The organism is Serpentinimonas sp. SSL01 (assembly GCF_056323735.1).
In genome coordinates, this window is the sequence record NZ_CM150487.1 from 1,835,857 (window position 1) to 1,856,623 (window position 20,767).

General features: G+C 66.0%; 18 protein-coding genes. 1 reads left to right on the forward strand and 17 read right to left on the reverse strand.

The window, feature by feature from the left end; translation table 11 throughout:
- Positions 1-60 precede the first annotated feature (60 nt).
- From ACVMK0_RS08650 to ACVMK0_RS08705, 12 genes are all read right to left on the reverse strand, one after another.
- Complete coding sequence (locus tag ACVMK0_RS08650) at positions 61-1,419, reverse strand: DUF2325 domain-containing protein (RefSeq protein ID WP_476463549.1); 1,359 nt, start codon at positions 1,417-1,419, stop codon at positions 61-63.
- Positions 1,403-1,897: a hypothetical protein gene (locus ACVMK0_RS08655; RefSeq protein ID WP_045536384.1), complete on the reverse strand. Its 495-nt coding sequence runs from the start codon at positions 1,895-1,897 to the stop codon at positions 1,403-1,405. Before ACVMK0_RS08655 ends, ACVMK0_RS08650 begins: the two co-directional genes overlap by 17 nt.
- Positions 1,894-2,217: a hypothetical protein gene (locus ACVMK0_RS08660; RefSeq protein WP_476463550.1), complete on the reverse strand. Its 324-nt coding sequence runs from the start codon at positions 2,215-2,217 to the stop codon at positions 1,894-1,896. Before ACVMK0_RS08660 ends, ACVMK0_RS08655 begins: the two co-directional genes overlap by 4 nt.
- Positions 2,218-2,442: 225 nt before the next feature.
- Positions 2,443-3,924 (reverse strand): TrkH family potassium uptake protein, encoded by a 1,482-nt coding sequence (locus ACVMK0_RS08665; protein ID WP_476463551.1) that lies wholly within the window; start codon positions 3,922-3,924, stop codon positions 2,443-2,445.
- A 96-nt stretch (positions 3,925-4,020) separates the two neighbouring features.
- The gene (trkA, locus tag ACVMK0_RS08670; RefSeq protein ID WP_476463552.1) at positions 4,021-5,412 is read right to left on the reverse strand and encodes a Trk system potassium transporter TrkA; all 1,392 of its coding nucleotides are present in this window, start codon (positions 5,410-5,412) and stop codon (positions 4,021-4,023) included.
- The gene (locus ACVMK0_RS08675) at positions 5,409-6,545 is read right to left on the reverse strand and encodes an acyl-CoA dehydrogenase family protein (RefSeq protein ID WP_476463553.1); all 1,137 of its coding nucleotides are present in this window, start codon (positions 6,543-6,545) and stop codon (positions 5,409-5,411) included. The genes trkA and ACVMK0_RS08675 overlap by 4 nt, the downstream gene beginning before the upstream one ends.
- Before the next feature lie 32 nt (positions 6,546-6,577).
- On the reverse strand, positions 6,578-7,768 hold the full coding sequence (locus tag ACVMK0_RS08680) for an acetyl-CoA C-acyltransferase (RefSeq protein WP_476463554.1): 1,191 nt from the start codon (positions 7,766-7,768) through the stop codon (positions 6,578-6,580).
- 42 nt (positions 7,769-7,810) lie between these two features.
- Positions 7,811-8,308 (reverse strand): hypothetical protein, encoded by a 498-nt coding sequence (locus ACVMK0_RS08685; protein ID WP_045536394.1) that lies wholly within the window; start codon positions 8,306-8,308, stop codon positions 7,811-7,813.
- A 20-nt stretch (positions 8,309-8,328) separates the two neighbouring features.
- Entirely contained in the window at positions 8,329-10,254 is a 1,926-nt protein-coding gene (gene aceK, locus ACVMK0_RS08690; RefSeq protein ID WP_476463555.1) for a bifunctional isocitrate dehydrogenase kinase/phosphatase, read from the reverse strand.
- Positions 10,255-10,430: 176 nt separating this feature from the next.
- Positions 10,431-11,621, reverse strand: a complete 1,191-nt coding sequence (locus ACVMK0_RS08695) for an isovaleryl-CoA dehydrogenase (RefSeq protein WP_250960500.1) — start codon at positions 11,619-11,621, stop codon at positions 10,431-10,433.
- Positions 11,622-11,675: 54 nt separating this feature from the next.
- The gene (locus tag ACVMK0_RS08700; protein WP_034109659.1) at positions 11,676-12,128 is read right to left on the reverse strand and encodes a PaaI family thioesterase; all 453 of its coding nucleotides are present in this window, start codon (positions 12,126-12,128) and stop codon (positions 11,676-11,678) included.
- A gap of 133 nt (positions 12,129-12,261) precedes the next feature.
- The gene (locus tag ACVMK0_RS08705; protein WP_034109661.1) at positions 12,262-12,654 is read right to left on the reverse strand and encodes a MerR family transcriptional regulator; all 393 of its coding nucleotides are present in this window, start codon (positions 12,652-12,654) and stop codon (positions 12,262-12,264) included.
- A 215-nt stretch (positions 12,655-12,869) separates the two neighbouring features.
- Between ACVMK0_RS08705 and ACVMK0_RS08710 the strand changes: the two genes are divergently transcribed.
- On the forward strand, positions 12,870-15,353 hold the full coding sequence (locus ACVMK0_RS08710) for a putative bifunctional diguanylate cyclase/phosphodiesterase (RefSeq protein ID WP_476463556.1): 2,484 nt from the start codon (positions 12,870-12,872) through the stop codon (positions 15,351-15,353).
- A gap of 29 nt (positions 15,354-15,382) precedes the next feature.
- Here ACVMK0_RS08710 and ACVMK0_RS08715 read toward each other — a convergent pair whose 3' ends face one another.
- Genes ACVMK0_RS08715 through glyQ form a run of 5 tightly spaced genes read right to left on the reverse strand, consistent with a single transcriptional unit; the run spans position 15,383 to position 20,731 of the window.
- Entirely contained in the window at positions 15,383-16,177 is a 795-nt protein-coding gene (locus tag ACVMK0_RS08715; RefSeq protein WP_476463557.1) for a M48 family metallopeptidase, read from the reverse strand.
- 35 nt (positions 16,178-16,212) lie between these two features.
- Positions 16,213-16,965 carry a lysophospholipid acyltransferase family protein gene (locus ACVMK0_RS08720; protein WP_476463558.1) on the reverse strand — a complete coding sequence of 251 codons (753 nt, stop codon included), beginning with the start codon at positions 16,963-16,965 and terminating at the stop codon, positions 16,213-16,215.
- Entirely contained in the window at positions 16,962-17,561 is a 600-nt protein-coding gene (gene gmhB / locus ACVMK0_RS08725; RefSeq protein ID WP_476463559.1) for a D-glycero-beta-D-manno-heptose 1,7-bisphosphate 7-phosphatase, read from the reverse strand. Before gmhB ends, ACVMK0_RS08720 begins: the two co-directional genes overlap by 4 nt.
- Before the next feature lie 21 nt (positions 17,562-17,582).
- The gene (gene glyS, locus ACVMK0_RS08730) at positions 17,583-19,802 is read right to left on the reverse strand and encodes a glycine--tRNA ligase subunit beta (RefSeq protein ID WP_476463560.1); all 2,220 of its coding nucleotides are present in this window, start codon (positions 19,800-19,802) and stop codon (positions 17,583-17,585) included.
- Between the two features lie 26 nt (positions 19,803-19,828).
- Entirely contained in the window at positions 19,829-20,731 is a 903-nt protein-coding gene (glyQ, locus tag ACVMK0_RS08735; protein WP_045536405.1) for a glycine--tRNA ligase subunit alpha, read from the reverse strand.
- Between the last annotated feature and the right edge of the window lie 36 nt (positions 20,732-20,767).

Here is a 20,767-nt window from a genome sequence, read left to right on the forward strand (position 1 = left end):
TCAGCGCGGCTGAGTGGCAAATTTTGAGTGCCAAATTTTTTGCCGCCTGCAATCCCCCATTCACACCGCTGCAGCGGGACAAACGGGAACCTGTTGCGCTGCATGGATGCGCTGCATGGCGCGTTCGAGCGCGCTGCGGCTGGTGCTCTCAACGTACAGACAGGGCTTGCCGGTGCGTTTGCAGTGCTCTTTGACGCGCCAGTAGGCGTTGTGGCTGATACAGCCCACTTGGCAGATGACCCAGTCGGCGGCCGCCAGGGTGGCTTGCAGCTGGCTCAGGTGGTGTTCGTCACCGCCGTCGTGGTGCAGCAGTTGCGCACCGTGCGCTTCCACCACCTCGCGGAAAGCGGGCAATTGTGCCGTGCGGCCGCCCACGCACGCGACCTTGGTGCCCGGGACTGCGCGGCCGGTCAAGGCCGCGCAGTCGCTGGTGCAGCCCGATTCCGGCACCGGTTGCGCCGCGTGCCCTTGCGACTCCGGGTTTGCCTGCTGCGCATGGGCTTGCACCTTGCTACCAACCGTTGCCACCACCGGGGCCAAGCAGGGCTGAATCGACCCCTGGGGGCTGGTCGCGCATGGACGCACCGCTGCACGCAAGGCCCGGTTGGCCTGCTGGCACTGCTGGCGCAAATCGGCGTTTTCCAGCCACAGCGCCTCCAGGGTCTCGGCGTCGGGGCGCTCGACCTGCAACTGCTGGCAGCGTGTGGCCAGCCGCTCCTGTTCGGCCACGGCCTGCAGCAGGCTGTGACGCAGCCGCTGCAGCTCGGCTTGCAGCTCGTTCTGGCGCTGCTGCGCCTCATGCTGCTGACGCTGCGCACGCCCTTTGTGCTCGACCAATTCGGCGCGCAGTTGCGCCATTTGGCTGCGCTGCTGCTGCCACTGCTGCTGCTCGACGCGCGTCACCATGCCCACTTGGTGCTGCATCATGTGCACATCGCCCAGCAGCTCGTGCTCCAGCGTGAGCAGGCAGGCCGGGTGAGTGAGCACGGCCCACATCACACCGCCCCATGCCGGCTCTGCCCTTGCCTGCTGCCAGTGCTGGCGCAGCTCGTCGGCGCTGCGCAAATCGGCCACTTGGCGCAACTCGAGGGCGAAGTGCGCGTCGAGCCACTTTTGCAAGCGCTCGGCCAAGGGCGTGCGGCGCCGGCACTCCGAAACCCCGATCTGGTGCAGCTCGTAGTCGCCGCGTCCGTGTACGTCGATGCCACACTTGTGCATCAGCGCACGCTGCTCGCACATCGGCAGACAGACCCCCAGCACCGGGCAGGCGGCGCTGGCGCTCAGCTCCCACAAGGAGCGTCGGCGCTTGGCGGCTTTGCGGGCGCCGTCCATCGACGGCACCTCGAACACCAGTGGCCGCAGACCGTCGGCGCCCGATTCAGACGACCACACCGCCGTGGCTTTACGTGCCAGACACATAAACGTCTCCTACGGTTTGCACCCGCTCGCAGTCCCCGCCCTTGCGCTGGCACTGGCCATCTGCGCCCAGCCAATGGTGGGCATGGCCGACGCAAGCGGTTTGGCACAGCACCTCATCAGATGCGCGCCATGCATCGGGAGCCACATTGGAAGCCGCAGCCTGGTCCAGGGGTTGACTGTGAAAAACCAGGCGCACGAGCGCTTTTTGGGCCACGCTGGCCTGCCCTCTGGGCCACGCACGCCACGAGCGGCGGCTGCGCAGCGGAATCGCCCACCATTTGGCGGTGCGCTCCAAAACGGCCTTGGCCCGGTGGCGCAACAGATCGGCCTCCAGCGCCTCGATGCGGGCGGCCATCTGGCGCACGGTTTCGCTCACCCTTTGCTGCACGCGGGCGTGGTGGCGCAGCCAAACCATCTGCTCATCCATTGGCATGGCGTCCGATGCCGCGCCAGGCACGCAGTCGAAGGCGGCGCTCATTGCAAACCCGCCGTCAGCGGTTGGCCGCTCCAACCCGGGGCGCACGGGGGGCACACCAGCGCTTGCCGGGCTGGCGCCTTGGGCAACGCCTGCCAATGGGCATGCAAGCGCCAGACCATGGCGCGCATCGATGCGCTCAGGCTGGTCTGCTCGGTGAGTGCAAGCAACAAGGCGCCGATTTTGTCCGCCAAAGCGGCTCGCTGGCGCTCGCAAGCGCTCTGGGCGTGGCCGGTCATGAGCGCCAAGGCAGCCGCGAGCATGGCCTCTGAGGCGGGCAACAGGTAGGTATCGGCTTCGGTCCAGTCGAGGTCTCGTTCCATGGCGGCTCCTAGGATGGGGGCGATGGACGTATAGTAAATGCGAATCGTTCTTGTTAATTGCCAAATTGATTTATTTTTTCTTAACCGGATGTGCTGCCGATTGTTGATTTACACAAGCGCCCGATCCTGTTCTGCGCTTCCTGCAGATCTGCACCCCATGTGGCAGGACTGAACGCGGCCGCAGTGGACGCCCTCAAACGCCCTCTCCAACCTGAAAAGAGCGGTTCAACGCCGCCAATAATGGCGCGTAAACAACACCAGCACCGTGAGCAGCTCCAGCCGCCCGAGCAACATGGCAAAGCTCAACACCCCAAGCTGAAAGCCGCTGAGCCAGCCAAAGTTGTGCGCTGGCCCGACCAGGCCCAGCCCGGGGCCGATGTTGTTGAGCGTGGCCACCACGGCGCTAAAGGCGGTCTCGATGTCAAGCCCGGTGAGCAGCAACACAAAGCTCAGCCCCAGCGTGGCAGCGCCGTAGATCAGCATGTAGCCAAGCACCGTGATCAGCGTGGCCGAGGCGATGCACTGCCCGCCCAGGGTGATCGGGTTGACCACGCGCGGGTGCACGATGCGCACCAGCTCGCGCCGCGCCTGCTTGATCAGCAGCACCATGCGCACCATCTTGATGCCACCACCGGTGGAGCCGGCGCACGAGACGAAGCAGCCCAGAAACATCAGATAGACGCCGATGAACACCGGCCACTGCCCGTAGTCGGTGGCGGCGTAGCCGGTGGTGGTGGCCAGGGACACCACGTGAAAGGCGCTGCTGCGCAGGGCGGTCCAAAAATCGGCTTCAACCTGGTGCGCCGTGAGCAAGGCCACGACCAGCAGCACCGAGCCGGCCAGCACCAAAAAGTAGCTGCGGATCTCATGGTCGTTGACGATCGGGCCCAGCGTGAGCGTGCGCAGCACCAGAAAATAGCGCAAAAAACTGATGCCGGCCAGCGTCATGAAAACGATCGCCACCAGCTCCACCGCTGCCGAATCCCAGTGCCCGATGCTCGCGTCCTGCGACGAAAAGCCGCCCAGGCTCATGGTGCTGCACATGTGGATGAAGGCGTCGGACCAGCTCATGCCGGCCCAGCGGTAGGCCAACAGGCAGGCCAGCGAAAAACCAAAATACACCAGCCACAGGCCGCGCGCGGTCTCGGCGATGCGGGGCGTGAACTTGGTGTCCTTCATCGGGCCGGGGGTTTCGGCTTTGTAGAGCTGCATGCCGCCCAAACCCAGCAGCGGCAACACCGCCACCACCAGCAGCATGATCCCGAGGCCGCCGATGTACTGCAAAAAGGCGCGCCAGACGTTGACCGAAACCGGCAAATCGCCCAGACCGCTCAAGGCGGTGGCGCCGGTGGCGGTGAGCGCGCTCATGGCCTCGAAATAGGCGTGGCTCCAACTGATGTCGGGCACCAGCCAGTACAAGGGAATGGCGGCGTAGGCGGTGAGCACCAGCCAGACCAGCACCACCAGCAAAAACCCGTCGCGCGGCAGCAGCTCGCGGTACTGGTGGCGCGTGAGCCACAGCAGCAGCAAGCCGGAGCCGAAGGTCAGTCCAAAAGCCACGCCCCAGATGGCGCGCAGGTAGTTCAGATCCAGCGCCCAGCCCCAAGTCAGGGGCACCAGAAAGGCGAAGGAAAAGGCCATCATGATGCGCGCCAGCAGCGCCAACACGGGCCCAAAAAACGACCACAGGGCAGACAAGCCGTTCATTTGCGCCAAAAAGCCCTTGTAAACAAAACCAGTGCCGCGAGCATAAACCAGCCCAGCACCGAGGCGACGCGCAGCAGCGGCATGGGAAACAAGGGTTTAGCCGAAAAAAGTGGCCGTGACCTGGAACAGTTTTTCCACCTCGCGCACCAAGCGCTTGTGCGGGATGAAGATCACCACGTGGTCTTCGGCCTCGATCAGGGTGTCGTGGTGCGGCATCAGCACCTGGGCTTCGCGCCCCTGGCCGCGCACGATGGCGCCAAAGCGTGCCCCCTGCGGCAGCGCGATCTCTTCGATGCGGCGCCCCACCAGCTTGGAGGTTTTGACGTCGCCGCGCGCCACCCCTTCGAGCGCTTCGGCGGCGCCGCGGCGCAGGCTGTGCACCGCCACCACGTCGCCGCGGCGCACGTGGGTGAGCAGCTCGCCGATCACGGTTTGCGCCGGCGAAATGGCGATGTCGATGGCGCTGCCCTGCATCATGTCGGCGTAGGCGCGGCGGTTGATGAGCGCCATCACGCGCCGCGCGCCCAGCCGCTTGGCCAGCATGGCGGCCATGATGTTGTCTTCGTCGTCGTTGGTCAGCGACAGGAACAAGTCCATGTCGGCCACATTTTCTTCCTCGAGCAGCGACTCGTCGGTGCAGTCGCCGCGCAGCACCAGCGTGCTCGAGGGCAGTTGGCTGGCCAGGTATTCGCAGCGCAGCGCGTTGTGCTCGATCACTTTGACCTGGTACTGGCCGCTCAGGCTGCGCGCCAGCCGCAACCCGACCCGGCCGCCGCCGGCGATCATCACGCGAAGCACCGGTTTGTCGATGGTGTGGATGGCCGCCAGCACGAGCCGGATCTGGTCGGCCGCCGCCAGCACGAACAGCTCGTCGCCGGGCAGGATGCGGGTTTCGCGCGTGGCCTCCATCTCGGTGTCGAGCCGGTACAGCGCCACCACGCGCATGTCGGCGTGCGGCAGCAGCTCTTTGAACTGGGCGATGGTGCGCCCAACCAAGGTGCCGCCGTGCTCGGCGCGCACCGCGATCAGGCAGACCCGGCCATCGGCAAACTCGAGCACTTGCAGGGCTTCGGGGTACTCGATGAGCTGGTGGATGAAGCGCATCACCAACTCTTCGGGGCAGATCACGTGATCGACCGCAAAGCCGGCCTTGCTCATCAGCTCGTCGCCCTCGGCGAACTCGGGCGAGCGCAGGCGCGCGATGGTGGTGGGCACGCTAAAGACGTCGTGCGCGATCTTGCACACCACCAGGTTCGATTCGTCGGCTGCGGCGCAGGCAATCACCATGTCGGCGTCTTGGGCCCCGGCCTCGCGCAGCACCGAGGGCTGGATGCCGTTGCCCACCAGGCCGCGCAAATCGAGCCGGTCTTCGAGGGCGCGGATGCGCAGCGGGTCTTGGTCGATGACGGTGATGTCGTTGTGCTCCGACACCAGGCTCTCGGCCACGCTCTCGCCCACCCGGCCGGCGCCAAAAATGATGATGTTCATGGGGCCGCCAAGGCGCGTTGAATGAGGATTTTTTGCACTTCGCTGGTGCCTTCGTAAATTTGGCACACGCGCACGTCGCGGTAGATGCGCTCCACCGGGAAATCGCGCACCACGCCGTAGCCACCCAAGGTCTGGATGGCAGCCGAGCAGACCTGCTCGGCCACTTCGCTGGCAAAGAGCTTGGCCATGGCGGCTTCTTTGAGGCAGGGCAGCCCGGCGTCGCGCAAGCTGGCGGCGTGCCAGACCAGTTGCCGCGCCGCCTCCAGCCGGGTGGCGCAGTCGGCGAGCTTGAAGCCCACGCCTTGGTGCTCGATGATGGCGCGGCCAAAACTGCGCCGCTCGCGGGCGTAGCCGATGGCAAAGTCGAGCGCGCTGCGCGCCATGCCCACGCTCTGCGCCGCGATGCCGATGCGCCCGCCTTCGAGCGCACCGAGGGCGATTTTGTAGCCCTCGCCCTCGGCCCCGATGCGCTGCTCGAGCGCGATGCGGCAGCCCTCGAAGCGGATTTGGGCCGTGTCGCTGCTGTGCTGGCCGATTTTGTCCTCGAGCCGCTCCACCAAGTAGCCGGGGGTGGTGGTGGGCACCAGAAAGGCGCTCAGGCCCTTTTTGCCCGCCGCCGGGTCGGTGACGGCGATGACGATCAACAAATCCCCGTATTGGCCGCTGGTGATGAATTGCTTGACGCCGTCGAGCACATAGCCGTCGCCGTCGCGCCGCGCGCGCGTGCGCAGCTCAGACGCGTCGGAGCCGGCCTGCGGCTCGGTCAGGGCAAAGCCGCCCAGCAGCTCGCCGCGCGCCAGCGGCACCAGCCAGCGCTGCTGCTGCGCGCTGCTGCCGTAGCGCAGCAAAATGGCGTTGACCGGGCAGTTGGTGACGCTGATGGTGGTGCTCACGCCGCCGTCGCCGGCCGCGATTTCTTCCAGCACCAGCGCCAGCGTCAGGGTGTCGAGCCCCACACCACCCAGCGCCTCGGGCACGCAGATGCCGTAGCAACCCAAGGCCGCCAGCCCCTGGTGCGCCTCTTTGGGGAAGATGTGCCCTTGGTCCCAAGCGGCGGCGTGCGGCCACAGTTGCTCGAGGGCGAAGGCGCGCACGGCGTCGCGGATTTGCAGTTGGTCGGGGGTGAGCAGCACGGCTAGGCCTCGCGTTTGCTTAAAAATCTGGCTTAGAGCAATTCCAGCGCCATGGCCGTGGCCTCGCCGCCGCCGATGCACAGCGTGGCCACGCCGCGCCGGGCGTTGCGGGCGCGCATGGCGTGGATGAGCGTGACCAGTATGCGCGCGCCGCTGGCCCCGATCGGGTGCCCCAGCGCGCAGGCGCCGCCGTTGACGTTGACGCGCTCGTGCGGCACTTTTAGGTCGTGCATCAGCGCCATCGCCACCACGGCAAAGGCCTCGTTGACTTCCCACAGATCGACTTCGTCTGCCGTCCAGCCCAGCTTGGCCAGCAGCTTTAGGCTCGCGCCCACCGGCGCGGTAGCAAACCACTGCGGCGCTTGGGCGTGGGTGGCGTGGGCGCAGACGCGCACCAGCGGTGTGCAACCGAGCCGCTGCGCCGTGCTGGCGCGCATGAGCAGCAGCGCGGCGGCGCCGTCGTTGATGCTGGAGCTGCTGGCTGCGGTCACGGTGCCGTCTTTTTTGAAGGCCGGTTTGAGCGTTGGGATTTTGTCGAGCTTGATGCGGCCCGGCCCTTCATCGATGCGCACCTCGCGCGCGCCGCTGCGCTCTTGCAGCGTGACCGGGGCGATTTCATCTGCAAAGCTGCCATCCTGAATGGCGCGCTGGGCGCGCTGCACGCTGGCGGTGGCGTAGGCGTCTTGCTGGGCGCGGGTGAACCCGTAGTGAGCGGCGCAGTCTTCGCCAAAGGTGCCCATGCTGCGCCCCGGTTCGTAGGCGTCCTCGAGGCCGTCGAGCATCATGTGGTCGTAGATGCGGTCGTGGCCGATGCGGTAGCCGCCGCGCGCCTTGGCCAGCAGGTAGGGGGCGTTGCTCATGCTCTCCATGCCACCGGCGATCAGCACCTCGTGGCTGCCGGCCAGCAGCATGTCGTGCGCAAACATGGCCGCGCGCATGCCGGAGCCGCACATTTTGGACAGCGTCACGGCGCCGGCGCTGTCGGGCAAGCCGCCCTTGAAAGCCGCTTGGCGCGCCGGCGCTTGGCCTTGTCCTGCCAGCAAGCAGTTGCCCATCAGCACCTCGGTGACGAGTTCGGGCGCAATGCCGGCGCGCGCCACCGCGGCGGCGATCGCCACCCCGCCCAAGTCGTGCGCCGCCAGCGCGGCAAAGTCGCCCTGCAAACTGCCCATCGGGGTGCGGGCGGCGGAAACGATGACGATCGGGTCGGCGACTGGGTTCATGGCGGGGCTCCTGATAAAAAATTTGGCAGGGTGCAGAAAAATTTAGGCGGTTGCGGCCTCGCGCTGCACCGCCTCGCGCTCTTGGCGCGCCACGCGCTCGATGTAGGCCACAAAGTCCGGGTCTTCGCCGCGCAGCAACTGATCGAGCGCGGCGGCAAAGTCTTCGCGCCGGCACCACTCGCGCATGTAGTCGTCCCAGCTGTTCCAGCGCCGCTGCTCGGTCGGGCTCATCTGCTCTTTGTAGGCCACCAGGTAGGCGCGCTCGAACAGGCTGATGAGCATGTCGAAGATCACCAGCATGCGCTCGCGCTGCTCAGGCGTGGGGTTGGGCAGGGCACGGGTGCTGCGCAGCTGCAAATCGGCGTGTGAGAGCACCACCTGCAAAAACTGGTTGTAGGCGTCGCTCAGGTGCTGGTAGGCTTCTTCTTCTTCGTTTTCGCGCTCTTTGCGCGCTTGCTGCACATAAGTCCAGAGGGCAAAGGGCAAGCCGATCACCGTCACGGCGTTGGCCGCCAGCATGAAGGCGTCGTCGATCGTCATGGGGGCCGCAGCGCTGGGCTCTAAGGGGTTTGGGCGCTCGAGCTCAAGGCCGCTGTTTGCGCCGCTTGCGCTTCTAGCACCGCCGCCTGCGCCGCCAGTTCGGCCGCCAACTCGGCCGCCAGCGCCGCTTGGGCGCGCTGCACCCCAAAGCGGCGCTCGCGCTCGTAGGGAAACACATCGTGCACGTGGCCGGCCAAGATGCGGTCTTTGTGCCCCTGCCAGAAATCGGCTTGCAGCAGATCGGCGTGGTGGCGCATGAAGACCTCGCGCACCAGCGGGTTGCTGAGCAAAAAGGGGCCAAAGGTTTCGGGAAAGACGTCGTTCTTGGCCACGTTGTACCAGACGTCGCCGCTCATCTCGTCGTCGTCGTTGCGCGCTTGTGGCACACGGCGGAAATTGCAATCGGTGATGTATTCGATTTCGTCGTAATCGTAAAACACCACCTTGCCGTGGCGTGTGATGCCAAAGTTCTTCCACAGCATGTCGCCGGGGAAGATGTTGGCCGCCACCAAGTCTTTGATGGCATTGCCGTATTCGAACACCGCGCGCTCGAGCTGCCGGCGCGCGCCGGCATGGTTGCGGTCGTGGCGCAGCACGTCAAAAGCCTCTTGCAGGTAGATGTTGAGCGGGATCATGCGCCGCTCGATGTAGAGGTGCTTGATCACGACTTCGATCGTACCGTCGCCATCGCGGTCGCTGATTTCGATCTGGCTGGGGGCAAACTTTTTGATCTCCTCGATCAACTCGTCCTCGAAGCGGTCGCGCGGAAACCCGACTTCGCTGAACTCGAGCGAATCGGCCATGCGCCCGACCCGGTCGTGCTGCTTGACGAGCTGGTATTTACCCCGGATCTGCTCGCGCGTGGTGTCTTTTTGCGGCGGATAAAAATCCTTGATGACCTTGAACACAAACGGGAAACTCGGCAGGTCAAACACCAGCATGACCATGCCCTTGATGCCGGGCGAAATCCGGAAGCGGTCGGTGCTGTGCCGCATGTGGTACAAAAAATCGCGGTAAAACAGCGTTTTGCCCTGCTTGGCCAGCCCCAGCGCGTTGTAAAACTCGGCCCGCGGTTTGCGCGGCATCATGCTGCGCAAAAACTGCACGTAGGCGCTGGGCACTTCCATGTCAACCATGAAGTAGGCGCGCGCAAAGCTGAACACCATCAGCAGATCGTCTTCGCCGTGCAACAGGGTGTCGATCACCAACTGGCCCTGTTCGTTGTGCAGAATCGGCAATGCAAAGGGCAGCTCTTGAAAACCGTTGATCAGCTTGCCGACCGCATAGGCGCCCTTGTTGCGATAAAACAGGCTGTGCAGCACCTGAATCTGGAAATTGGCGCGCAGTTTGTCGTGCTCAAACAAAGGCAGCAGCGCCTCATACACCGACAACGTGTCGCGCTCGAAATCTTCAAACGGCGCGCGCAGGCCAAAATCGCGCACCATGCGGCGCAATTCATCGAGCAAATTGGCGCGCTGCGGATAATAACTGCGGTAGCTGGTGTGGGTCTGCGGGTCTTGCGGCTCTAGGTATTCGGTGCTCACCGCCGGGCGCACGAAGATGAAGTCGTTCTGGAAATAGCAGCGATCCAGAATCTTGGTGCTGACCGAATTAAAAAAGGTCTCGGCCAGCTCGGGTTGGCGGTGGTCCACCAGCATGCCGACATAAAACAGCTTGATCTGCTGCCAGACCTCCATCGGCAGCTGCGCGGCGTGGTATTCGCGCTCCAGCCGCGTCACGCATTCCTTGACGCGCAGGTCGTAAAACTCGATGCGCTCGCGCTGGGCGCGCTGCTGACCGTGCCAATCTTGGGTTTCAAAGCGGTGCTTGGCGCGCGCCGACTCGGCCCGGAACAGGCGGTAATGGCGGTCGAAACCGTCGATCATGGCGCGCGCGATGTCGTGCGCCAGCGTGGAGTCGAGCCGTTGCGGCAGGGTGGTGACCATAGGCAGTTGAAGGGGGACAAGGGCCGAGCAGGCCATCTGCCCGCATGCAGACCCTGACACTAGCACAAAAACAGGCCGCCCTGCCTACTGTTCAGCGTGCTGGTTCCGGCCCATCTGCAAGCCACTGGCGTGTGGTCAGCCGGGCGCGGCGCCGCTTTGTAGGGGGTGCGGCGCTTTCAGCGGGTCTCGTTGTACAGCTCGCGCCCAATCAGCATGCGCCGGATTTCGCTGGTGCCGGCACCGATCTCGTACAGCTTGGCGTCGCGCCACAGGCGGCCCAGCGGGTAGTCGTTGATGTAGCCGTTGCCGCCAAAGAGCTGGATGCCGTCGCCGGCCATTTTGGTGGCCTGTTCGGCGCACCACAAAATCACCGAGGCGCAGTCTTTGCGCACCTGGCGCACGTGCGCGGCGCCCAGTTGATCCAGGTTTTTGCCGATCTGGTAGCAAAAGGCGCGGCCGGCCTGCAGCACGGTGTACATGTCGGCCACCTTGCCCTGCACCAGCTGAAACTCGCCGATGCTCTGGCCAAACTGCTTGCGCTCGTGGATGTAGGGCACCACGTTGTCGAGCACCGCCTGCATGATGCCAATGGGGCCGGCGGCCAGCACGGCGCGCTCGTAGTCCAGGCCGCTCATCAGCACCTTGGCGCCTTGATTCAGGCCGCCGAGGATGTTGTCGGCCGGCACCTCGACGTTGTTGAACACCAGCTCGCCGGTGTGGCTGCCGCGCATGCCCAGTTTGTCGAGCTTTTGCGCTACGCCAAAGCCCGGCATGCCTTTTTCGATCAGGAACGCGGTCACGCCGCGCGCGCCCAGCTCGGGCTCGGTCTTGGCATAGACCACCAGCGTGTCGGCGTCGGGGCCGTTGGTGATCCACATTTTGCTGCCGTTGAGCAGGTAGCAGCCGCCGCGCTCTTGGGCGCGCAGCTTCATGCCGATCACGTCGGAGCCGGCGCCGGTCTCGCTCATGGCCAGCGCGCCCACGTGCTCGCCGCTGATGAGCTTGGGCAGGTACTTGGCGCGCTGCGCCTCGCTGCCGTTGCGCTTGATCTGGTTCACGCACAGGTTGGAGTGCGCGCCGTAGCTCAGGCCCACGCTGGCGCTGGCGCGCGAGATTTCCTCCATGGCGATCATGTGCGCCAGGTAGCCCATATTGGCGCCGCCGTATTCCTCGCCCACGGTGATACCGAGCACGCCCAACTCGCCCATTTTGCGCCACAAGTCCATGGGAAACTGGTCGCTGCGGTCGATCTCGGCCGCGCGCGGGGCGATTTCGGCCTGGGCGAAGTCGCGCACCGCGTCGCGCAGGGCGTTGATGTCGTCGCCCAGCATGAAATCGAGGCCGGGCAGGTTGGGCAGTGCGCTCATGGTCGGTGTCTCCGGTTTTTTGAGGTTAGAGGTGGTGGGGGTGGCAGGGGTGGATCAATAGGTTTTGGGCACGGGCACGATGGTCTGCTGCATCAGCGCGCACACGCTGCGCCGGCCGTCGGGCGCCACGTGCACCACCTCGGCCGTGGTCACGATGATGCGCTTGCCGGCGCGCACCACTTTGCCCGTGGCCTGCAGCTCGCCGCCCTGAAAGGCGGCCAGAAAGTTGATTTTGTACTCCACCGTGGTCACCTCCATGCCCTCGGGGGCCACGGTGAGGGCGGCGTAGCCACCGGCGATGTCGGCCAGCGCGCCCATGGCGCCGCCATGAAAGCCGCCTTGCTGCTGCGCCACGCGCTCCGAGTAGGGCATGGCCAGCGTCACCGTACCCGGCGCCACGGCCAGCAAGCGCACACCCAGCGGCTGCATCATGCCTTGGCGCTCGAGGCTGCTTTGCACGCGCTCGGTGAGCGCAGCAAGCTCGGCGGCGGTGGGTGCGTGCGGCATAGGGTCTCCTGTGTGGCCGGCCAGATCAGGGGCCAACTTTAATTTACGTTTACGTAAACGTCAATTATGGCCTCAAAAAACTCACGCCGGCAACACGCCCACGGCACCGGTTCAGCGCAGTACTCCCCCAAGCTCAGCCCCCCAGCTTGGCCAGCAGGGCCTTGGCTTCTTTTTCATGCACTTTCACCTCGTCTAGGTTGGCTTGCAGGTCGGCCAGTTGCTCTTCGAGCTGGCGCCGGTGCAACGCCAGCACCGCCAAAAACTTGCGCAGCTGCGGCCCGCTGTCGCGCGGGGTGTCGTACATGTCGATGATTTCTTTGGCTTGCGACAGGCTCAGGCCCAAGCGCTTGGCGCGCAGCACGAGCTTGAGCCGGGTGCGGTCGCGCGCGCTGTAGACGCGGTTGCGCCCGAGCGCGCCGCTGCGCTGCGGCTGCAGCAGCCCCATGTCTTCGTAGAAACGAATGGCGCGCGTGGTCAGGTCGAACTCGCGCGCCAAATCGCTGATGCTGTAGCTGGTTTTAACCATGTTGTGCGCCGTCAACACCCTTGTTTCTCAATGGGCTCATAATGCCGCAAGCGAAAATCTGATCACTGCCATTTGCCATGGAAGCGCCGCATCCCTTTGCCCCCTACGCCCCGGGTCCGCGTCATTCCGGCCCGGGATTTTTGGCCACCGCCATCAATGCCTCGCCTGTGGTGGCAATCACCTGGGTGGGAGCCGAAGGCTGTCCGGTCGCGTACGTGAGTGAAAACGTGAGCCAGTGGGGCTACCGCGCCACCGACTGGATGCGCCAGCACCTGCTCTACCTCGATCTGGTGCACCCACACGACTTGGACGCGCTCAACGCCGAGGTCGAAGCCAAGCGCCTGCAAGGCATCGAGAACTATGTGCAGCATTATCGCCTGCGCACCGCCGACGGGCGCTGGGTCTGGATCGAAGACCGCACCTGGATAGAGTACGACGCAGCCGGCACCATCACCTGGGCGCACGGGGTGCTGCTTGACATCAGCGCACGCAAACACCACGAGCAAATGGCCGAGCTGGAGCGCCAGACGCTGGAGCGGCTGCTGGGCCACACCGAGTTGCAGCCTTTGCTCGAGTTCATGGTGCATGGCTACCAAAGCCTGCTGCCCGAGCGCCTTTTTAGCGTGCTGCTGCTCGAACCCAAAAGCAACACCTTGCTCGACTGCGCCGGCCCCGATCTGCCGCCCCCCTACCGAGCCGCCATCAACGGCAGCCCCATAGGCCCGGCCGCGGGCTCGTGTGGTACGGCGGCGCACAGCGGCCAAACCGTGGTCGTGTCCGACATCGCCACCGACCCGCTGTGGGCCGATTACAAACACTTGGCCCTGGCGCACGGCTTGGCAGCCTGCTGGTCGGTGCCCATCAAGGGGGCACAGGGCAGGGTACTGGGCACTTTTGCCGTTTATGCGCGCCAAGTCGCCCCGCCCAACCCAGGCGAATTGGCGTTGCTCGAGCGCGGTGCCTACTTGGCCGGACTGGCGATCGAGCGCTACCAGTCGCTCGACACCTTGATCAAATTGCAGCAGGCGGTCGAGCAAAGCCCGTCTTCGATCGTGATCGCCAACTTAAATGCCGAAATCGAGTACGCCAACGCCGCATTTTTCCGCGCCACCGGCTACAGCCCAGAGGAAGTGCTGGGCAAAAACCCACGTTTCTTGCAGTCTGGCCAAACCCCGCCCTCGGTTTACCGGGAAATGTGGGAAGCGCTCACTGCTGGTCGCCCTTGGAACGGGGAGCTGATCAACCGGCGCAAAGACGGCAGCAGCTACACCGAAATGGCGCGCTTGGCCCCGATCGTGCAGCCCAACGGCCGCATCACGCACTACCTGGGCATCAAAGAAGACATCACCCAAAGCAAACTGGTCGAGCAGCAAATCGAGCGCATGGCGTACTTTGATGCGCTCACCGGCCTAGCCAACCGGCTGCTGCTGCAGGATCGCTACCACCAGGCGGCGGTGGTGGCGCGGCGCCAAGACCAGCCCTTGGCGCTGATGTACATCGACATCGACAACTTCAAGCACATCAACGACATCTTGGGGCACCACGTGGGCGACCAGCTGCTGGTGCAGATGGCGCAGCGCCTGAGCACCCTGTTGCGCGCTGGCGACACGCTCTCGCGCCAGGGTGGCGACGAATTCGTGCTGATGCTGCCCGGCTGCGATGCGGCGTCGGCCCGCCTCGTGGCTGAGAAACTGACCGAACAAACGCGCCACAGCTTCACCCTCGGCGAGCACGAGGTGACGGCGACGCTCTCGATCGGGATTGCGCTCTTCATGCGCGACGGTGAAACGCTGGACGAACTGGCCCGTAGCGCCGACCTGGCGATGTACCAGGCCAAACAAGAGGGGCGCAGCACCTTTCGCTTTTACGCGCCCGAATTGCGTACCCAAAGCAGCCGCACGCTGCGCCTGCAAACCGATTTGCGGCTGGCGCTGGAGCGTGGGCAACTGGCGCTGGTCTATCAGCCCCAGGTGCGGCTCGGCGATGGCGCCTTGCTGGGCGTGGAAGCCCTGCTGCGCTGGCAGCACAGCGAGCTGGGCCCGATCTCGCCGGCCGAGTTCATTCCGCTGGCCGAAACCTCAGGCCTCATCTTGTCGATCGGTGAGTGGGTACTTCACCAAGCGCTGCTGCAGTTGCAGCGCTGGGACGCCGCTGGGTTGGATGGGTTGACGATGGCCGTCAACTTGTCGGCGGTTCAGTTTCGCGACTCCAGGCTGGCCGATGGGATTGGAGCTCTGTTGCGCGCCAGCGGCCTGCCAGCACACCGGCTGGAAATCGAGCTCACCGAAAGCTGCGCCATGATCAACCCGCAAGGCACCATCGCCACCATGGAGAGCTTGCGGCGGCTGCAAGTGCCGATTGCCATCGACGACTTTGGCACCGGCTACTCGTCGCTGAGCTACCTCAAGCGCTTCAAGGTGGCCAAACTCAAGATCGACCAAAGTTTTGTGCGCGACCTGCACGCCGACCCGGACGACCGCGCCATCGTGCGCGCCGTGATCGGACTGGCCGACCACCTGGGCATGCGCACCGTGGCCGAAGGGGTGGAAACGGCCGAGCAACTGGCTTGGCTGCACGAGCACGGCTGCGACCAGGCACAAGGTTATTTCCTCAGCCGTCCACTGCCCGCCGACGCCTTGCAGGCCTGGGCGCAGCAGCGCAACTTGCTTGGGCCAGGCCCAGCGGGTGCAGTAGGCTAGCGGCAGCTCGAACAACCCTGTGTCGGGTCTCAATCGGGCTCGATGCGCACCCGCGCCAGCGCGCGCCGGCGCTCGAGCTGATCGGGCAGCACGCCCTGCACCAGACGCCAAAAGGCCGGGCTGTGGTTCATCTCGCGCAGGTGCGCCAGTTCGTGCACCACCACGTAGTCGATCAACTGCGCCTCGAGCTGGATCAGGCGCCAGTGCAAACGCAGGCTGCCATCGGCCTTGGCGCTGCCCCAGCGCGTGCCGGCGTTGCTGAGCTTCAAGCCGCGCCAGCGCACCCCCAGCTGCGGGGCAAAGTGCTGCAAGCGCTGCACGTATAGATCGTAGGCGCTGTGCTGCAACCACGCGTGCACGGCGCTGCGCACCCGTTCGGGCGCGCTGCCGGGGGCCAGCGCCAGCTGCAGGCCGGCGCTGCTCAGGCGCGCACTCCCCGGGGCCAAGCCCGCTGCCGGCTCCAGCAACAAGGGCCAGGGCTGGCCCAGGTAGGCCACGCTCGCCCCGGCGCGCCAGCGCGCCGCCAGTTGCGCCGCCTGCTGCTCGGGTGTGGGCGCAGCCGCTGCGGCCGAGTGCGCCTGCACCTGCTGCAGCTTGTCGAGTATCCAGCGCGCCTTGCTGAGCAAAAAACGCTCCACCTCGGCCTGCGCCAAGCGGCTGGGGGCGCGCACGGTCAGCCCTTGGGGCCCGATGCGCAAGCCCAGCGTCTTGCGTGCCGCGCGCTCGAAGTGGTAGCCCACGCGCTGCCCGTTGAGCAGGCATTCGCGGTTGGCTTGTGGGTGGCGCAACGGTGGCGCGTCCAACAAATCCAGTTGCGTGCTCACAGCGACAACGGGGGGCAAAAAAGGCGGGGGCTGTTTCAGGGCTGGCCGGCGTAGGCTTCGGGGTCGAGGCGGCGCATCTCGGCCTCGATCCAGTCTTGCACCTCGCGCATCAGCTCCTCGGGGTCACGCCCCACGCTGGGGATGGGTGGGCCGATGGACAGCTCGACCACACCGGGGCGCTTGATGAAGGCCTTGGCCGGCCAGCAGCGGCCGGAATTGACGGCGATTGGGATCACCGGCACCCCTGCCTGCACCGCCAGCCGCGCGCCACCGCTCTTGTACTGGCCCACCTCGCCGCGCGGGATGCGCGTGCCTTCGGGGAACATGATGACCCACGTGCCCTTGCCGAGCAGGCGCCGGCCTTGCTGCACCACCTTGGCAAAAGCCCGGCTGCGTTGTGCGCGGTCGATGTGGATCATGTCCATGCGCCCCATCGCCCAGCCGAAAAAGGGGATGCGCAGCAGCTCTTTTTTGAACACAAAGGCCAGCGGACGCGGCATCAGCGCCGGCAGGCTGAAGGTCTCCCAGACCGACTGGTGCTTGACCAGCAGCACCGCGGCGTCCTGCTCCCCAGTGGGCAGGTGCTCCCAGCCGCTGACGCGGTTTTTGATGCCCAAAATCCAGCCTCCGGCCCAGACCGAAGTCGCCAGCCAGGCCACGCACAGGCGGTAGGTTCGGGCGCCGCTGACCCAAGGTGCGGCCAGCACCACCACCAGCGCCCACGGCACCACCGTAACGGCCATGAACAACAAATGCAGCAGCGAACGCAGGGCGTAAATGGCGGTCATGAATGGCCTGTTTTATCGGGGACTATGGCCTTTGCCCGCGCCACGATGGCGTCGGCAAAAGCGCTCAAATCGGGGTGCACGTTCACGCCGGCGGGCAAACCGGGCGGCAGCGTGCCGTCGCGGTGCGCCACAGACTGGCCGCTGAGCACCAGGTGCGCCTCGCAGCCGGCGGCCAGCGCCGCTTGGGCGTCGCGCACCGAATCGCCGACTGCCACCATCTGCGCCGCCGGCACGCCAAAGCGCTGGCTGATTTGCAGAAAGAGCCCCGGCGCCGGTTTGCGGCAGTCGCATTCGTCTTCGGGCGCGTGCGGGCAGAAAAACACCGCCTCCACGCGACCCCCGGCCTGCGCCAGCGCCTTGTGCATGCGGGTGTGGATGTCGTTGAGGGTGGCGATGTCGAACAACCCACGGCCTAGGCCCGATTGGTTGGTCGCCACCACCACGCGCCAGCCGGCCTGGTTGAGCCGCGCCACCGCCTCGAGCGCCCCCGGCAAGGGTTGCCAGTCGTCGGGGCTGCGCAGGTAGTCTTCGGGGTCGGGATTCAGGGTGCCGTCGCGGTCGATGACGATCAGCTTGGAGTCGCGGGTGTGGGGCATGTGGTGCGGTGCGCTAGAGGCTTAGGCCAGCCGCGCCAGCTCGGCCACGCGGTTCATGGCTTGGTGCAGGGTGTGCAGCAGCGCCAGCCGGTTGGCACGCACGGCCGGGTCGTCGGCGTTGACCAGCACCGACTCGAAAAACGCATCCACCGGCCCATGCAGCGCCGCCAGCCCCAGCAAATGGGCGCGGTAGTCGCCGGCCTCGAACTGGGCCTGGGTTTGCGGCAGCGTGGTTTGCAGCGCGGCGTACAGGGCTTGCTCGGCTGGCTCGGCCAGCAGCTGCGGCTGCACCTGGGCCGCGCCAGCGTCCGATGCAGAGGGCGCTGCGGGCGCGCCAGCGGCCGATTTCTTCAAGATGTTGCCGATGCGCTTGTTGGCCGCTGCCAGCGCCGCCACTTGCGGCAAGGCGGCAAAGGCGCGCACCGCCTCGAGCCGGCGCGGCACCTCGGCCAAGCACGTGGGGCGCAGCGCCAGCACCGCGTCCACCTCGTGCGCGCCGTAGCCCTGCTCGCGCAAGCTGCCGGCCAGGCGCTCAAACACGAACTCGGTCAGGGCGGCGCTGGGGTCGGTGATCAGGTCGCCAAACACCGGCCGCGCCAGCGCCAGCAGCTCGGCCCAGTCCAGCGGCAAATCGCGCTCGATCCACATGCGCAGCACGCCCAGCGCGTGGCGGCGCAAGGCGTAGGGGTCTTTGTCGCCGCTGGGCAGGCTGCCGATGCCAAACAGGCCCACCAGGGTTTCGAGCTTGTCGGCCAGCGCCACGCACAAGCCTACCGGGTTGCGCGGCAGCGCATCGCCGGCAAAGCGCGGCTTGTAGTGGTCTTCGATGGCCTCGGCCACCACCGGTTCGAGCCCGTCGTGCAAGGCGTAGGTGCGCCCCATGATGCCTTGCAGCTCGGGGAACTCGCCCACCATGTCGGTGAGTAAATCGGCCTTGGCCAGCAACGCCGCCTGCTCGACCTGGCGCAGCAGCCCCGCATCGCCCAGCCGCTGCGCGATGGCACCAGCGATGGCGCGCACGCGCTCCACGCGCTCGCCTTGGCTGCCGAGCCGGTTGTGATAGACCACCTTGGCCAGCCCCAGCAGGCGCGATTCGAGCGAGCGCTTGCGGTCCTGGTCGTAGAAAAAACGGGCGTCGGCCAAACGCGGGCGCACCACGCGCTCGTTGCCAGCGATCACCGCGCTCGGGTCGGCCGGGTTGATGTTGCTGACCACCAAAAACTGGTGGCTCAAGCGCCCCTGCGCATCGAGCAGCGGGAAGTACTTCTGGTTGGCCTTCATGGTCAGGATCAGGCACTCTTGCGGCACCTCGAGGAACTGGCGCTCAAAGGCGCACACCAGCACCGTGGGCCGCTCGACCAGCGCCGTGACTTCTTGCACCAGCGCGTCGTCCAGCAGGCGCTGCTCGATTTCCTCGGTGCTCAGGCCAGCGCAGCCCTGCTCGACCTCGAGCCGCGCGCCCACCGATGCCGCCGCCTGGCGCAGCTGGCGCACCATCTCGAGGCTGCGCTCGGCGTAGCTGGCGATCACCGCACCTTGGGTGCGCAGCGTGGCGGCGTAGCTGTCGGCATCGGGCAGCGGCAGCGGGTCCACCGCGGCCTCGAAGCGGTGGCCGCGCGTGCTGCGGCCGGCGCGCAGGCCCAGCGCGTGCACCGCCACCACCTCGGCGCCGTGCAGCGCCACCAAGCCATGCGCCGGGCGCACGAAGTGCACGCTGCTCCAGCCGGGCACAAAGGCCGCGCTGGCACTGTCGCTGTTGCCGTGGCTTTCGGGCTGGTAGCTCATCACCTTGGGGATGGGCAGCCGGGCCAGGGCCTCGTCGAGCGCCTTTTGCAGCCCCACCGCCAAGCTCACGCCGGGCTGCACGCTATCCAAATACAAAGCCTCGGCCTTGCCATCGGCGGCGCGGCGCAGGCCGGGCACGGCTGTGGCGTCGGCCCCCAGCGCCGCCAGGCGCTTGAGCAGCGCTTGCGTGGGTGCGCCGCTGGCATCGAGCCCCACGCTCACCGGCATGAGCTTGTGCGCCACCGGCCGATCCGGCGCGCGCGCCGCCACGCCGCAGATGTGCGCGGCCAAGCGCCGCGGCGAGGCAAAGGAGGTGAGCCGCACATCGGCCTCGGCCAAGCCTTGGGCTTGCAGCTGCTCGGCCAGCACGCCGGCAAAGGCTTCGCCCAGTTTTTTCAGCGCCTTGGGAGGCAGTTCTTCGACCAACAGTTCGACCAGGAGGTTGTGCTTGTGCATGAATCTTGTGCCTGTTGTTGTGCCCATCAGGCCGCTTGGGGTTCCATCTGCGCCACCCAAGGGCGCGGCGCCATGGGAAAGCCCAGCCGCTGCCGGCTCTCGAAGTAGCTTTGCGCCACGCTGCGCGCCAGGTTGCGGATGCGCCCGATGTAGGCCGCGCGCTCGGTCACGCTGATGGCGCCGCGCGCGTCGAGCAGGTTAAAGCTGTGCGCGCACTTGAGCACCTGCTCGTAGGCCGGCAGCGCGAGCTGGCTGCGGATCAGGTGCTGCGCCTGGCGCTCGTGGGCGGCAAAGGCGGCAAACAAAAACTCGGCGTCGGCGTGCTCAAAGTTGTAGGCGCTTTGCTCCTGCTCGTTTTGCAGATAGACGTCGCCGTAGCTCAGGCCCGGCGTCCAGACCAGGTCGTAGACGTTTTCCACGCCTTGCAGGTACATCGCCAAGCGCTCGAGGCCGTAGGTGATCTCGCCGGTGATCGGCCGGCAGTCGATGCCGCCCACTTGCTGGAAGTAGGTGAACTGCGTCACCTCCATGCCGTTGAGCCAGACCTCCCAGCCCAAGCCCCAGGCGCCCAGCGTCGGGTTTTCCCAGTCGTCCTCGACAAAGCGCACGTCGTTTTGCTTCAGGTCAAAGCCCAGCGCCTGCAACGAGCCCAGATACAGCTCGAGGATGTTGGCCGGCGCCGGCTTGAGCACCACCTGATACTGGTAGTAGTGTTGCAGGCGGTTGGGGTTCTGGCCGTAGCGCCCGTCTTTGGGGCGCCGGCTCGGCTGCACATAGGCCGCTTTCCAGGGCTCGGGCCCCAGGGCGCGCAAAAAAGTGGCGGTGTGACTGGTGCCCGCGCCCACTTCCATGTCGTAGGGTTGCAGCAGCGCACAGCCTTGGGCCGCCCAGTAGCTTTGCAGTTGGAGGATGATTTGTTGGAACGTCATGGTGGCGGCCTAGGGTGCCCAAGCGGTGCCTAGCAA